Origin of the sequence: Geobacter hydrogenophilus, from assembly GCF_018501225.1 — a bacterium.
GTDB lineage: Bacteria > Desulfobacterota > Desulfuromonadia > Geobacterales > Geobacteraceae > Geobacter > Geobacter hydrogenophilus.
The window spans coordinates 1-13,973 of sequence record NZ_JAHCZI010000003.1 but is presented as its reverse complement, the minus strand read 5'-3'; the positions used below and the strand labels follow the sequence as shown (position 1 = coordinate 13,973).

At 57.8% G+C, this 13,973-nt stretch carries 15 protein-coding genes and 2 riboswitches; of the genes, 10 read left to right on the top strand and 5 right to left on the bottom strand.

The window, feature by feature from the left end; genetic code table 11:
- The first annotated feature begins 9 nt into the window (after positions 1-9).
- The 8 genes from secF (at position 10) to KI811_RS05955 (ending at position 6,427) form a co-directional block, all read left to right on the top strand.
- Positions 10-945, top strand: a complete 936-nt coding sequence (gene secF / locus KI811_RS05985) for a protein translocase subunit SecF (protein WP_214185573.1) — start codon at positions 10-12, stop codon at positions 943-945.
- Positions 946-1,012: 67 nt separating this feature from the next.
- Complete coding sequence (locus KI811_RS05980) at positions 1,013-1,861, top strand: YitT family protein (RefSeq protein ID WP_214185572.1); 849 nt, start codon at positions 1,013-1,015, stop codon at positions 1,859-1,861.
- A 106-nt stretch (positions 1,862-1,967) separates the two neighbouring features.
- The gene (locus KI811_RS18960; RefSeq protein ID WP_246551475.1) at positions 1,968-2,096 is read left to right on the top strand and encodes a hypothetical protein; all 129 of its coding nucleotides are present in this window, start codon (positions 1,968-1,970) and stop codon (positions 2,094-2,096) included.
- 55 nt (positions 2,097-2,151) lie between these two features.
- Positions 2,152-2,382, top strand: a complete 231-nt coding sequence (locus KI811_RS18955; RefSeq protein WP_425513819.1) for a GreA/GreB family elongation factor — start codon at positions 2,152-2,154, stop codon at positions 2,380-2,382.
- 47 nt (positions 2,383-2,429) lie between these two features.
- On the top strand, positions 2,430-2,714 hold the full coding sequence (locus KI811_RS05970; protein ID WP_214185571.1) for a hypothetical protein: 285 nt from the start codon (positions 2,430-2,432) through the stop codon (positions 2,712-2,714).
- Positions 2,715-3,197: 483 nt separating this feature from the next.
- Positions 3,198-3,274: riboswitch (cyclic di-GMP riboswitch) on the top strand.
- A 145-nt stretch (positions 3,275-3,419) separates the two neighbouring features.
- A riboswitch (cyclic di-GMP riboswitch) is annotated at positions 3,420-3,496 on the top strand.
- 84 nt (positions 3,497-3,580) lie between these two features.
- Complete coding sequence (locus KI811_RS05965) at positions 3,581-4,897, top strand: L,D-transpeptidase family protein (protein ID WP_214185570.1); 1,317 nt, start codon at positions 3,581-3,583, stop codon at positions 4,895-4,897.
- Positions 4,898-4,947: 50 nt separating this feature from the next.
- Entirely contained in the window at positions 4,948-5,250 is a 303-nt protein-coding gene (locus tag KI811_RS05960; protein WP_214185569.1) for an Lpp/OprI family alanine-zipper lipoprotein, read from the top strand.
- Between the two features lie 307 nt (positions 5,251-5,557).
- Positions 5,558-6,427: a L,D-transpeptidase family protein gene (locus KI811_RS05955; protein WP_214185985.1), complete on the top strand. Its 870-nt coding sequence runs from the start codon at positions 5,558-5,560 to the stop codon at positions 6,425-6,427.
- 29 nt (positions 6,428-6,456) lie between these two features.
- On the opposite strand, the gene KI811_RS05950 is transcribed toward KI811_RS05955, so the two are convergent.
- The 4 genes from KI811_RS05950 to KI811_RS05935 all read right to left on the bottom strand — a co-directional run bounded on the left by KI811_RS05950 (position 6,457) and on the right by KI811_RS05935 (position 10,909).
- Positions 6,457-7,593 carry an ion channel gene (locus KI811_RS05950; RefSeq protein ID WP_214185568.1) on the bottom strand — a complete coding sequence of 379 codons (1,137 nt, stop codon included), beginning with the start codon at positions 7,591-7,593 and terminating at the stop codon, positions 6,457-6,459.
- 156 nt (positions 7,594-7,749) lie between these two features.
- Positions 7,750-8,325 (bottom strand): DUF488 domain-containing protein, encoded by a 576-nt coding sequence (locus KI811_RS05945; protein ID WP_214185567.1) that lies wholly within the window; start codon positions 8,323-8,325, stop codon positions 7,750-7,752.
- Between the two features lie 25 nt (positions 8,326-8,350).
- Positions 8,351-8,572 carry a ferredoxin gene (locus tag KI811_RS05940; RefSeq protein ID WP_214185566.1) on the bottom strand — a complete coding sequence of 74 codons (222 nt, stop codon included), beginning with the start codon at positions 8,570-8,572 and terminating at the stop codon, positions 8,351-8,353.
- A 66-nt stretch (positions 8,573-8,638) separates the two neighbouring features.
- Complete coding sequence (locus KI811_RS05935) at positions 8,639-10,909, bottom strand: nitric-oxide reductase large subunit (RefSeq protein ID WP_214185565.1); 2,271 nt, start codon at positions 10,907-10,909, stop codon at positions 8,639-8,641.
- Positions 10,910-11,135: 226 nt separating this feature from the next.
- On the opposite strand from KI811_RS05935, the gene ric reads away from it, so the two are divergent.
- Both ric and KI811_RS05925 read left to right on the top strand, forming a co-directional pair.
- On the top strand, positions 11,136-11,882 hold the full coding sequence (gene ric, locus KI811_RS05930) for an iron-sulfur cluster repair di-iron protein (RefSeq protein ID WP_214185564.1): 747 nt from the start codon (positions 11,136-11,138) through the stop codon (positions 11,880-11,882).
- Complete coding sequence (locus tag KI811_RS05925) at positions 11,875-12,663, top strand: PP2C family protein-serine/threonine phosphatase (RefSeq protein ID WP_214185563.1); 789 nt, start codon at positions 11,875-11,877, stop codon at positions 12,661-12,663. Before ric ends, KI811_RS05925 begins: the two co-directional genes overlap by 8 nt.
- A 145-nt stretch (positions 12,664-12,808) precedes the next feature.
- Here the strand turns inward: KI811_RS05925 and KI811_RS05920 are convergent, their stop codons facing one another.
- Positions 12,809-13,642, bottom strand: coding sequence for a transporter family protein (locus KI811_RS05920; RefSeq protein WP_214185562.1), 834 nt, complete (start codon positions 13,640-13,642; stop codon positions 12,809-12,811).
- Between the last annotated feature and the right edge of the window lie 331 nt (positions 13,643-13,973).

The window sequence follows — 13,973 nt, the reverse complement described above, 5'->3', positions numbered from 1 at the left end:
GAGAAAACAATGCAGCTTATCAAAAATACCAAGATCGACTTTATCGGCATGAGAAAGATCACCTTCGTCATTTCAACTATTATCGCTATCGTGGGGATCATCGGCATTGTACAGGTATCCAGAAATGCCGCCAATATGGGGATCGACTTTTCAGGGGGAACATCGGTACAGCTCAAATTCAACCAGCCTGTTCCTCTGGAAACGGCCCGGACACTTCTTGCCCGGAACAGCCTCAAGGAGGCACAGTTGCAGGAGATCAAAGAGGGCAACCGGCTGCTGATCAAGGTCGGCAAGACCGGCATGGCAACAGGGAATGTTGCTGAGGCCATCAACGAGGCCTTCAAGAAAGAGTTTCCCGGCAATGACTTTGTCGTAGAAAGTTCCACGGAGATCGGCCCTTCGATTGGTGACAAGCTCAAGACGGATACCTTGGTAGCGATGGGACTCTCTATGGTCGGGATTATTATCTATGTTGCCTGGCGTTTTGATTTCAAATTCGGTGTTGGCGCTATAGTTGCCACACTCCATGACGTGCTGGCAATGGTTGCCCTGTTCTACTGCATGAACAAGGAGATCAATCTGCTGTTCGTTACCGCTGTCCTGACGATTGCCGGCTACTCCCTGACCGACACGGTTGTGGTCTTCGACCGGATACGGGAGAACCTGAACAAGAACCTTGATGGGTCATTGGAGCGCCTGTTCAATACGAGCATCAATGAAGTGCTGTCACGAACAGTGATCACCTCACTGACCACCTTTCTGGCAGCAATATCGCTGTATCTGTTCGGAGGCGAAGTCATCCATGATTTTGCACTTGCCTTGGTTGCCGGAGTAGTCATTGCCACCTACTCGTCGATATTTATCGCGAGTCCGATTGTTGCGGAATTGGAAAATCGGCGGGGCAGTCCCGTGAGGTTGAAAGAATCTCCAGTGGAAACGCCATAGACAGAAGTTGGCAGTAAATAGAGATGCAGGCTTAACACCTTTTTGGGGGCAGAGAGGGGCTATCAATATGAAATCTCTGAAGCGGGAAATAATTAACATAACACTGATTGTCCTCGGAATCTTTTCGGCAGGCATGGGGTTGAAGGGATTTTTGATGTCCAGCCACTTTATCGATGGCGGGGTTACCGGTATCTCGATGCTACTGTCAAAGGTGCTGGGAGTCCCGCTGCCGATTCTCATTCTGCTTATCAATCTCCCGTTCATAGCTCTCGGCTATCGACAGATTGGCGGCAGGTTCGCATTTAAAAGTACGTTGGCTATAGCCGGACTAGCCGTATGTATCGCGTTGGTCAATTTCCCTGATATCACCCCTGACAAGCTATTGACCGCCGTATTTGGAGGGTTCTTCATCGGGGCGGGCATCGGGCTCGCAATACGAGGAGGTGCTGTTCTCGATGGTACTGAGATCGCCGCTGTTCTTGTCAGCAAGAGTTCGCATCTGTTGAAAGTCGGCGATGTCATACTTATTCTGAATGTTTTCATCTTTTCGACAGCAGCATTTATCCTCGGGATTGAGTCAGCACTCTATTCGATTCTCACTTACTTGGCTGCCTCGAAAACCATTGATTTTCTGATCCACGGCATCGAGGAGTACACCGCTATTATCATCATCTCGAGACAGAGCGACGCGATACGGCATGCCATCGTTAACCGATTGCATCATGGCGTTACCATCTACACCGGTCGTCGCGGCATGTCAGGATCGGAGCAGGATATTTTGCATTGTGTTGTCACCAGGCTTGAGATCGGCAGCGTAAAGTTTGTCGCCCAGGAGATAGATGAATCGGCATTTATCCTGACTCACCCTTTGGGTGACGTTGATGGAGGGATGGTGAAACGCACGGATCTCAAATGATCACGTAGCGTAGGGATGGTTGCACGGGTTTTAGATTGCTCGCTGATGTTTTAGTCCCATAGCACAGCATGACTGCAGGATTATTATTGAAAGGGCACATTATATTATGGACGCAAGGACAATATACATAACTGAATACGACGTATCGAGGCTTGAATATCTGCTCGAATCAGCGAAGGAGTTCAATTACCGAGATCGCGATGATCTCAGAAACTGGAAGCGGAGTTATCGGTAGCCAAGATTGTTGACTCGCAAGACATTCCTCCAAACATTGTAACAATGAACTCCAAATTCAGGCTGCGCGACCTGAATACCGGCAAGGAGATGGTCTTAACTCTGGTATTCCCAAGGAAGCAAATATTGAGGGAGGAAAGATCTCCGCAGTTTCTCCTATCGGCACTGCAACTCTTGGTTATTCTGTTGGCGACACCATAAAATGGTGCATTCGTTCAGCAGCAAAAAAGTTCAAAATTGAAGAAATCCTTTACCAGCCTGAGGCCGCTGGGGACTTTCATTTATAGCTCTTGCTACAGGATGTTTTCCCGCGCAGAGAGACACTTATCATTGGGTGGAAAAGTATTTAGTCGGGCGCGCCCAGGGGGACCTGCCGGCGGCGCTCACCAGCTTCCGCGCCTCCCTCGCCATCCGCGAGCGGCTGGCCAAGGCCGATCCGGGCAATGCCGGGTGGCAGCGCGACCTGATCGTGAGTTATGTGAAGCTGAGCGAAGCGACCAACGACAGCTCCTACGCAGCAAAGGCGCTGGACATTGCCCTTGAGATGCAGAAACGTGACACCCTGGCGCCGAGCGACACCTGGATAATCGAAGAGTTGAAGCGACGGGCCGTCCGATGAACAAGAACGTCCCTTGGAAATACAGTTCTAATACTCCCCCAGCATGACCAGAAGCTCGCATGGTGGTGAACGGAAAAAGGTTCTAAGTTCGTGCGACATCGTGAGCCAAATCGAACGAAGGCCGTCATCCATAGGGTTGGCGGCCTTTTTTTGTCACAACTCTGCCGCTGTAACTGCCAGTAAATCAAAGGGGTTCCGGCAATTCGCGACCAGTGCTCCGTCGCTCCATGTTCGAGAGTACGAAATTCAGGATTCGGCGTTTTATCCGGTGGGGTGAATCTGCGGCCTTTGCCAACGAAACTGGTTGCCCTCCTTCAGTATTTGCACGGGTGCCGAGCTGGTTGTCGCCTTCTTTGGCCAGGGCGAGGATGATCTTGAACGGCTCTTCCAGCCTTTGTCTGTGTTTGTCCCCCGGGGATTCAAGAATACTATTGACAAAGCCCCATAGTGATGTAACATTGCCGAAAATTTTGCTTGAGAGATAGACGACAATACTTAACCATTCGCGAGAATGGGGCGGAAAGCCTATAGGGTCTCATGGAGACAGCCGGGTTGCCGAAATATCACACGATATTTGGTCCCGGCTTTTTTTATTGTCCAAACCATGACTGGAGGCCGAGCCGACAAGGAGTGCGTCTTTGAAGGGCACCGCATCATGGCGGGGCCTGTGGTCGCCGGAAAACTGCAACAAGAATAGTTGGTGGTAGACGATAATACTAAACCATTCGCGAGAATGGGGCGGAAAGCCTATAGGGTCTCCCTGAGACAGCCGGGTTGCCGAAATATCACACGATATGAGGTCCCGGCTTTTTTGTGTCTTGGCGCGGAACTTTACCCATTATCGAGAAAGGTACCGAACGTAATCCATGTGCCGAATCGCTGACATGTCCCTCTCTTCCGCTTGTTTTCGCCTGATCGCTCTAGGGGTATGTATTTTATCTCTTCAAGGATGCGCTGTACTCAGAGGTACCCAGGAGCAACCATCGCTTGCGCCAGACCATCTTGCCGCAGAGATCGAAAGAAATGATTTTTTTGTTGCCAATGGAAACGACGTCATTGGCCGACTTGCCGTCGTCAGGCTTGAACAGGGGGATACGCTCCCGGATATTGCGAGACATTTCGGCCTGGGGATCACGGCACTCAGCGCCGCCAATCCGGGAATGGACGTCTGGGCGCCCGAGGCCGGAAAACCGGTCATCCTGCCCCTCAGTTTTGTCCTGCCGGACACCCCGAGACGAGGGATTGTGGTCAACGTCGCCACAATGAGGCTCTTTCAGTACAAGGGCGATGGCACCTCCATGGCGGTATCCACCTACCCGGTCGGCGTCGGCACCAAGGAGCGCCCTACCCCCACCGGCCCAGCGCGGGTGTATCGCAAGGCGGCCCGGCCGACCTGGCATGTGCCTGCTTCGATTGCCGAGGACCATCGAAAGAAGGGGGACCCGCTCCCCCCGGAAGTTCCGCCGGGGCCGGAGAATCCCCTGGGAGAATACGCTCTCTACCTGAGCAAGCCGGGGTATTTGATCCATGGCACGAACAAGCCGGCCAGCATCGGGCTTAAGGCAACCAATGGCTGCATGAGGCTCTATCCGGAAAACATCAAGGTGCTCTATAACGACACGCCGGTCAACACCCCGGTGGCCATTGTCAACCAGCCCTATCTCATCGGTCAGCGCGATGGGGTGCTTTACCTGGAAGCCCATACCCCGCTGGAAGACGCGGGCACTCTCGAACTGGCGAAGATATATGAAAAGTTGAGAGCCATTGAAAAGAAAACAGGCCGCACGCTCGACTGGACAAAAATCAAGAAAGTACAGACCGAGGCCCGGGGGATTCCAGTTCCCATCTTTGAACTGCGTCAGGGGAGTGAAAAAGGGGTTCCGCAAACCATGGAAGTCAGGCACCCGGACACATTGCACGGCAGACCGGAAATCCCGGACCTGAAACCGGATGCCTGGTATGTTCTGGCTGCCGATGTGCGTAACGAGCTTGAGGCCCGGAGGATTGCCGCCATCATCAACCACCAGGGCCCTCCGATACCGGCACGGGTCTTGGCAAAGGGTAACGCCTACCGAGTTATCGCCGGCCCTTTCACTGATGGCAGTGGGGCCAGGGATGCGGCCAAACGCCTGAAGATCGATTTGGAAATCGACGGCATACTGATTGATCCAGCCAGAAAGTAGACAACCCTCTTCCTGGCTGGGCTACCTAGAGAGAAAGGAGGTGATTAGCGATGAAAGGGACTCTCTTGCTGTTCGCAATGTTGCTCGTTCTCCCTGTCACTATGATTGGTTGTGCAACCTCCGGTGACCTGGAGAGAGTGCAGGCGGATCAAAAAATGCTTGGTGCGAAAGTCGAGCAGGCAGTGCAGGATGCACAAGCAGCCAAGGCCTCAGCCGATGCGGCCAAAGCAAAGGCAGATGATGCCACAGCCCGCGCCGATAGTGCTATAAAGGCGGCTGAGGAAAGGGAACGGATCGCCGATGAAAAGGCGAAAAAGGCAGACGCTACTTTCCAGAGATCCATGAGGAAGTAAGGCACATTCAAGGGGGCCGTAGCGTTGCCTGCGGCGCCCCGGACAAGAAGTGGCAGGGTCCCAGCGCCCTGCCATTTCCTTATCCGGCAGGTGAGTCCGACCGGACCATTCGAACAAGCGGGCATCAGGCTCCCGGCACGGGATATTCCTGATGATTCCAGCAAGGGGTGAGGAGATGAGGGGACCGGGAATCTTTCACCGTGGACCGTCTGCGGAATCCGGACGGTCTTTGGCATATACGGCACCAAGACAAAGCCGGCCGGGCAAACGCCTTAGCCTCTTTCGTATCGGCATCCTGGTAACACCGATGCTGATGACGGGATGCGGTCACCTTCAGTCCAAGCCGACCTTTGAAGAAGCGAATGACTTGTTTAATCAGGGCAGCTACCAGGCCTCGCTGAGCAAATACGAGCAGATTATCGACCAGCAACCGGCGGCGGGCGACAGGGCCCTCTTCGAGATGGGTATCGTTTATTCGTATCCGAAGAACGAGCGCAAAGATTATCAGAAATCCCTGGAGTGCTTCCAGCGGGTCATAAAGGATTATCCCGGGAGCCACTACCGGCAGAACAGTCAGACGATGGTATCGTATATCAATAATGTCCCGGTCAAGGACACGACGATTGCCACGCAGCAAACAAGGATCGAAACCCTCCAGCGCGAGATCACAGGCAAAGAGGATGAGATCGCTACCCTGCGGGAAAAGATTGAAGCGCTTGAAAAAAATGTGTTTGCCTACGCCATCCGGAAGCCATCGCTCGACAAGATCCTGATAGACAAGCAGGCACGACGCATGATGCTGATCTCACAGGGGTCGGTGCTCAAAACGTACAAGATCGCCCTGGGGGGAGACCCCATCGGCCCGAAAGAACGGCAAGGCGACAACAAAACCCCGGAGGGAACCTACACCATCGATGCCAGAAACAGGGATAGCCGTTATCACCGGGCCCTCCATATCTCCTACCCCAACGAGAGAGACAGGAAGCGCGCGCGGGAACTCGGGGTTTCTCCGGGCGGAAACATCATGATTCACGGCATCAAGAATGGCTTCTCGTGGGTTGGAGATGCTCACACAGGGGTTGACTGGACAAAGGGGTGCATTGCCGTAACGGACGAGGAAATCGAGGAAATTGACATGTTAGCGCCCAATGGCACCATTGTCGAGATCAGGCCATAGAAGACCGCACAGACCATTGTGCACGGCGACTAAAAATGCTCCCCCTTGGCCTTGTCCGCAACCTTTCTGTTGACGGTGCGACGCTCCCAGACGCTCACCTCCCAGTTGTCCGGCTGGTTTTCCGCGGCGATCCAGGGGGGAACCTTGACCCGGAAGTACGCTGCCAAGGCATGGACATAGGGCTCATACATCCAGCGCAGCTCGGTCAGCTTCCGGTCAACGGTATCCCTTTCATGGAGCTTCAGCCCCCTTTCCGCCAGAAGGGCGCGGAGATCCTCCAGCTTTTCGGGCGGAAGCCGTGGTGGCGCGGGCTCCTGCGGCTTGGTCCTGAAGACCAGGGAGAGATCGACCACGGCGTGGCGGGCCATGGCGAAGGTGAGTTCCGCCTGGCGCTCGCAGGCCCCGTCCACGCCGGCCATGAGGAGGGCACAGGTGTCCAGGATCGCCGTCAGTGCCCCCAGCCACGACTGGTTCTCGTGCTGGGAGCGGAAATAGGCAAGGACCGGATAGGAGAGGTGCCCTTCCAGAAACTCCGACGACCAGTTCTCCCACTCGTGGAGGAGTTGCCGGAGCGCGTCCATCCCACGCTCGTGGCCGTGGCGGCGAAGCATTTCGGAGGCGGTGGGAGGTGAGCCGGCACGAGCATCCAGGAGCGAGATGCTCACCTCACGGCTGGCGAACGACTGGTTGAGGGCCGGCAGATAGCCGATCACGAGGGCGAGAAAGCCGAACCCCATTCCCGATTCGAGCACCACGAGGAAACGCGCGGCCGTGCTCCGGGGAACCGCGTCCCCCAGCCCGAGGGTAAAGAACGTGGTGCCGCTCAGGTAGAGGTCGACGAGAAACCCGCTGCTCCCGTCATGGGTTACGATGGCCGAGCCGAGCCCCCAGTGGAGGAGGGCGAAGCCGACGATCAACCCGAAGGCCCAGATGCTGAGCAGGAGGATGAGCGACAGGGGGCCGAAAAAGCTCAGCCAGGTTTCCCGCCGCCGCGGCGGGACACAGGCGTTGACCATCGTTACCCAGGGGAGCCAGGTGCGCCGGTAGAAAAAGCGGGTCATGCGGAACCGGCGGGTCACCCGGCGGGGGAGCACAATGGTCTCAAACCCCTCCCAGAGCACCACCACGATCAGGGTAACGCCGCAAATGGCGGCAACGATCGCCACAGGCGCCTCCGGTCACACAAGCTTCGCGGACGAGTGCATAACGCCGACAACCTTGACGGTGATCTTTTTCACGGGCTCCTCCATTATTGTACCTCGAGTGGCACAATTCTCCTTAGCTCATGGCGGCAAGTATTCTATGCGTTATGCCTGTTTTGCTTACGGCCCATCCCCTCCACCAATCCCGCAAGAGGAAGCGCCGCTATTCTCCTCCCCTTCAACCGGATAGGTTACCTGCCCCTCCTCGACCCTCGCCATGGCGGTCAGGAGGTGCTGTTTCACGCTGTTTATCCCCATGATGTCCTTCACCTCGATCCCCCGGACAACGAGCGCATCGCCGATGAGCGAGCGGTGGCACCGCCAGGGAACCGCCTCGGCACACATGATGGCGGTCGGTCGTTTACTGGCCAGAGCGATAAGCTTTTCCAAGGCCGCGGCAAACACCGGTGTCTGCATGTAGTCGGCAAAACCGCGGAAAGAGGCATTGTGCCACCCCATGTTCACCGAATCGGCCCGGGCATGCCGAAGCCCTCCCAGCTCCTTCATGTGCCGGTAGCCGATACGGCGGTTGCGGAGAAACGTTCCCAGGGTGTCGCGATTGAACTGGGGATTGTGCCGTGAGCGGGGTATCGTGCGCACATCCGCAAGCTGCCTGATGCCGTGCGCCCGCAGCAGCGCCACGAAGTCCTCCAGGCTGCGCGTCGAATGACCAACGGTGTAGAGCGTGAGCTGCATGGGTGCCTGACAGGGTTCGACGCCCTCAGGCAAAGCTCTTCAGGTAACCGGCGTCGGTGCTCCAGCTGATGCACGATACCGGACAGGCATCGATTGCTTGGCTCTGGATGACATCCTCAGCGGCGCCGTTGGGGTCGAAGCATTCCGCCTTGTTGTCGTCATCGAAGCGGAACACGTCGGGAACGTTGTCCACGCAGAGCCCGCAACTGATACATACGTCCTTGTCCACCAATGGTGCTTTTGTCATGGCTGTCTCCTTTTCGGGGGGGTTAATGAACCACTGCCGTTGGATATGCGCGAGCCTCTTCCTCCTTCACGACCGTTTCCTCACCATCCGGTAGGTGAGCCCCGTGGCGGCCAGAAGCGGGAATGCGCCCAGGGCGATAAAAACGAGGTCCCCCGGCATGCGAAACCATTCGATGAGGCGGGGGATCGTCCCGTGGAGGAATCCGGGCCCCCGGGCGTGCCAGTAGCCGTGGTCCAGGACATCGAAGAGCTGGAGCACTCCGCCGGGGAAGAGGTTGGTTACCACCATGAGGGCCAGGCCGATGTTCAGCCCCCAGAAGGAGACCCTCACGAATTTCTCCGGACCGGCCCACTGCTCGTCGGTCAACACCTGGCGCAGGGCAAAGACCGTGAGTGCCACGGCAAGCATGCCGAAGACCCCCATCATGGCGGCGTGGCCATGGTTCGGGGTGAGCATGGTACCCACCTCGAAGTAGCTGACGATGGGGAGGTTGATGAGAAAGCCGAAGACACCGGCACCGACGAAATTCCAGAAACCGACGGCGATCAGGTAGTAGAAGGTCCACTTGTGCGGAATGGAGACCGGCCTGTTGCAGATGTCGCAGTGTCCCCGGGAGAGCTTGACGAAGTCCCACGCATCGAGGGTGAGGAGGGTCAGAGGAACCACCTCCATGGCCGAGAACATGGCGGCGAGGGCCATGGTGACGGCGGACTGCCCCGTCCAGTACCAGTGGTGCCCGGTGCCGACGATGCCGCTTCCCAGGTAGAGGAGCGCATCCAGGTAGACCACCCGCGCCGCGGTCAGGTGGGATACCATGCCGAGATTGTAGAAAATGACCGCCACCATGGCGGTCACGAAGACCTCGAAAAAACCCTCGACCCAGAGGTGGATGATCCAGAACCGCCAGGTGTCCACCACGGAGAAATGGGTGGTGCCGGTGAAGAACATGGCGGGGAGGTAGAAAAGCGGTATGGCCAGGGCGCCGTACAGGAAGAGGGAGGCGATCTCGCGGCGCTCCGGGTCCTGCCGGGCCGGGATGAGCGCCCGGAACAGGAGGAACCCCCAGACCGAAAGCCCCACCGCCAGGAGGATCTGCCAGGCGCGCCCCAGGTCGAGGTATTCCCACCCCTGGTGGCCGAACCAGAACCAGAGTGAGCCGAGCATCTGCCGGACACCGAGCATTTCGCCGGCGAGGCTCCCCGCCACGACAACGACCAGGGCGCCGAAGAGGAAATTGATCCCCCACACCTGCCCCTTGGGCTCCTTGCCGAGGGACGGGGCCAGAAGGAGCCCCCCGGCCACGTAGGCGGTGGCAACCCAGAATATCGCCAGTTGCAGATGCCAGGTGCGGAGGATATGGCTGGGGAGGAGGGAGGAGATGTCGATGCCGTAGAAACTCCCCGGATCGACCCGGTAGTGGACGGTTGCCCCTCCCACCAGGGTCTGGGCGAGGAAGAGGAGCGCCACGACGACGAAGTACTTGATCGTGGCCCGCTGGCTGTCGGTGGTGGCGCCGGGGAGCATCTGGGGATGGATATGCTCTCCCCTCCCCTGCCAACCGAGGAAATCGAACTTGCCGAAGGCGAACAGAACCGCCGCGGTGCCGCCCAGGAGCATGATCAGGCTCAGGGCGCTCCAGAGGAAGGCATCGCTGGTGGGTCGGTTGCCGACCGCCGGGTCATAGGGGAAGTTGTTCGTGTAGGAATACGGCTTGCCGGGACGGTTGGCGACCGAAGCCCACGCGGTCCAGGCGAAAAAGGAGGTAAGCTGCTCCAGTTCTCGCGGATCGTTGATGTAGGCGCCGGGAAGTCCCCCATCGTTTGTGGGGTGGGAGAAATAGGCCCGCCATTTCTGGATCTGCTGCCGGTACGAAGCCGCTTCGGGCTCCAGGTAGGTGAGGGTCCGGGTCCGGAAATCATAGCGGTTCTCTTTCAGAAGGGTTTCGACCGCGCCGGCAACGCTTTCCCGCTCCACGGCATTGAGCCCTCCGGCATCCCGGCCATGGCGCTGGCGGGCGAGGGACTGGGCAGTATCGCCCGCCAGGGTGTGGAGGTATTCCGCCGAGAAGTCGGGCCCCAGGTAGGCGCCGTGCCCCCAGATAGTCCCGTTCTCCATGAGGCCGTATCTGAGGAACACCTGCTGTCCCGCAAGGATGTCATCCCCCGTGAAGATGGTTGTGCCGTCCCCGCTCACCACCCTGTCGGGGATCGGCGGCGCATCCTGGTAGCTCCGGACGGCAATCCAGATCAGCACCGTGAACCCGAGCACGAGGACCAGGATGACGGAATTCCGCCACCAGGGCGAAAGGGTTTCGACCGGCGTGATTCGTTCGGCCATGTGCGTCCCTCCTTCCCCGCTTCCATCCTTGGACATTGGGACATATCGTCCATCACAACCATCTGATATCAGGCGGGCGCACAGTCAACAGTACAACCTTTTCCGGGAAATACAAATCCGGGCTCCCACGCCTGCCTCTTCCGGGAAGAACAAGCGGGGGGAGGAGGCTTGACCTCGCAGGGGAATGCGATAACGTTGGGTACAACGACTGTTCAGGAGGGGACTGATGGAAGACACAAAGACGCAGCAGGAAGATGCAGGCGCTATCAGGACCATCGGCGGGTTCGTGGCCGAGGATTACCGGACGGCGGAGGTGTTCGAACGGCACGGGATCGACTTCTGCTGTGGCGGCAATGTTCCCCTTGATACTGCCTGCCGACAGAAAGGGATCGACCCATCCCTTATCCTGCGGGAGATCGAAGCAGCGAAGAGGGAACCGATTGAGCGGAGCCAGAACTTTGCGGCGTGGGAACTCCCGTTCCTGGCCGACTACATCGTTGCCGTCCACCATGCCTACATCAAGGACAATGCCGGGCAGATCGCCCTGTACGCCCGCAAGGTCGCCGAAGTCCACGGCAGCCGCCATGCCGAAGTGAAGGAGATCGCCGCGATCTTCGAGAAGGTTGCCGCCGATCTGGCAACCCATCTGCGCGAGGAGGAGGAAATCTTCTTTCCGGCCGTGAAACGGGCCGATGCGGCGAGGAAGGCGGGGAAGAGGCCGGAACGGCAGGATATCGACGCCATCCGGGGGGATCTGGCGAGACTCCGCCGGGAGCACGAGGAGGTGGGTGATGCGATTCACGCCATCCGGCATCTCGCCGGAGATTTCGCAATCCCCGACGAAGTCTGCAACACCTACGCGGTCACCTACCGGAAGCTGAAGGAGTTCGAGGACGACCTCCACAAGCACGTGCACCTGGAAAACAACATCCTTTTTCTGAAAGCGGAAAAGGATCTGGGCGACCATGACTGAGGAAAAGCGCGGAAAGGGTGGCTTGCGGATAGATCCGTTCGAGCTGAAACTGGCCCGGGAGGTGGAGCGGCTCCTTTTCCCGAAGAGTTCTCCGGTCTGCACCTGGAACTGCATCGGCGTGAAAAACCGCACGGCCGGGATGCTGGGCGGGGACTATTTCGACGCCATCACCCTGCCGGACAGCCGATTGGCCCTCATTGTCGGTGATGTCACCGGCCACGGCCTCCACGCATCCGTCGTGATGTCGATGCTCTACGGATTCATCCACCATGCGGCATTCGACCAGATCGAACCGAAGGAACTGGCCGCGCAGGTAAATGCCTTTCTCTCCCATTTTGCCGAGCGGTCCCGGACGTTCGACCTCTATTTTTCGACCACCCTCTTCATGGGAATCATCGACCCGACGACCCTGGAACTGGATTACATCAACGCCGGGCATGTCCCTCCCCTAATCCGCCGCGCCGACGGCATCATCGAGCTTTCCCCGACCACCAACCCCCTCGGCTATTTCGGGACCCTCGACATCCCTCCCGCCTCGTTCAGTCTGGAAGCAGGCGATCGCCTGCTCCTCTATACCGACGGGATCATCGAAGCCGTCAATCCCGCCGGGGACCGGTTCGGCCTGGAGCGCCTCAAGGAGGCGCTGGCGGGCAACGTCCCTGACCACCTGGAGTTTCTCGACCGCGTCTTCGCGGACCTCCGCTCGTTCGGCGCCGTCGACCCTCCGGAGGATGACTGCACCCTCCTTGTCGTGGATATCCACGGCCCGGTGCCACCCTAACATTGGTACGGTGCGCCGGGAGGGCTAACAATGAATGGCTCTCCACAATGCTGATGGTCCCATAAGAAAAGTCCCCGCTGTTGAGCGAGGACTTTTCTTTATGGGATCTAAGCCCGGAATCGGGTTTATCGTGCGAAACGTACGCTTAGAAAAGGTAATAGAGGGAGAGGCCGCCGCGGAATCCGTCAGCCGGGCCTAGGTGGAGTTCTGCAGCCTTGTCGGTCGCATCGGTGGCGACCGTGTAGGCCACGGAAGGAATCAGATAGAAGTTGTGCGCCACCTGAAGATAACTCGACACTTCGAAGACGAAATCCTCGTTGGCACTCATGACAGAGGTCGAGGTATTGAAGTTGGCATCGATCTTCGCGTCGAGCGTTACCGTATGGTTAAGCTCCTTCTCGAGGCCGAGGGAAAGGGTATGGGTGTCCTGCATGTCGTGGTTCCTGATGGTCGCACGGTAGCTGGCATAGGGGAGGTAATGGTGGCCAAGGTTTGCGCTTGCCGCGATAAAGGGACTCACGTCCGTCGTGCCTGTCCCTGCGTCCTTCTTCCGGGCGGTATCGAATTTCAGGCCGAGGCCGGTGACAAGGGTGAACGGCTCCTCTTCGCCGCCAAGCAGCCGATACTTGGCTTCGAGTGCAAAGTCGCCGAAGCCGTCACGCTTTTCAAATTCAGCCTCGACAGCGCTCAGTTCCGTCTTTGCCCGCTCGTTAAAGACGAACGGAATCGAGGCGGTCATCTCCAGACCATGCCCGAGACCGACGCCGAGGGAATACGCGGATTCGAGGGTATTGGTCGTCCGTGTCCCCGAACCGTCGATGGGGCTGCTGATATCCCCTCTGGTGTGGGAGTACTCGAAGCGGGCCTGGGCCTCCATCTGCTTCTGCTCCAGAACGTCGGTGATCAGCAGTTTGTGTTCCGCATGCGCCGCTGTCGCCGACAGCAACATCCCTACCACTGCAACAACCGTCTTCTTCACGAAACTTCTCCTTCCGATGAAATGAAATAATCCGCCGACCTCTGGCATGGTGCTCTAATGAGACGGCAAAACCACAACACTCAATACACCAATTTTCATCATTGTGACAACATTATTAGCGCATAGCGGATGCCTTCGGCAGTGCCAGGAGGTTGAATATCATCAACGCCGTACTTTTTCCAACAGTCCCGGAGCCCGTCGGTCGAAGATGCGATAGGCCCCCAGCTTTGCCCGGTCCTCGATCACGAACCAGGCAAGGGCGTAGGCCCAGACGATCCCGCCCCATGCCCAGCCGATGGGAGCCATGAAGAGGCCATAGACCGCGATGGCG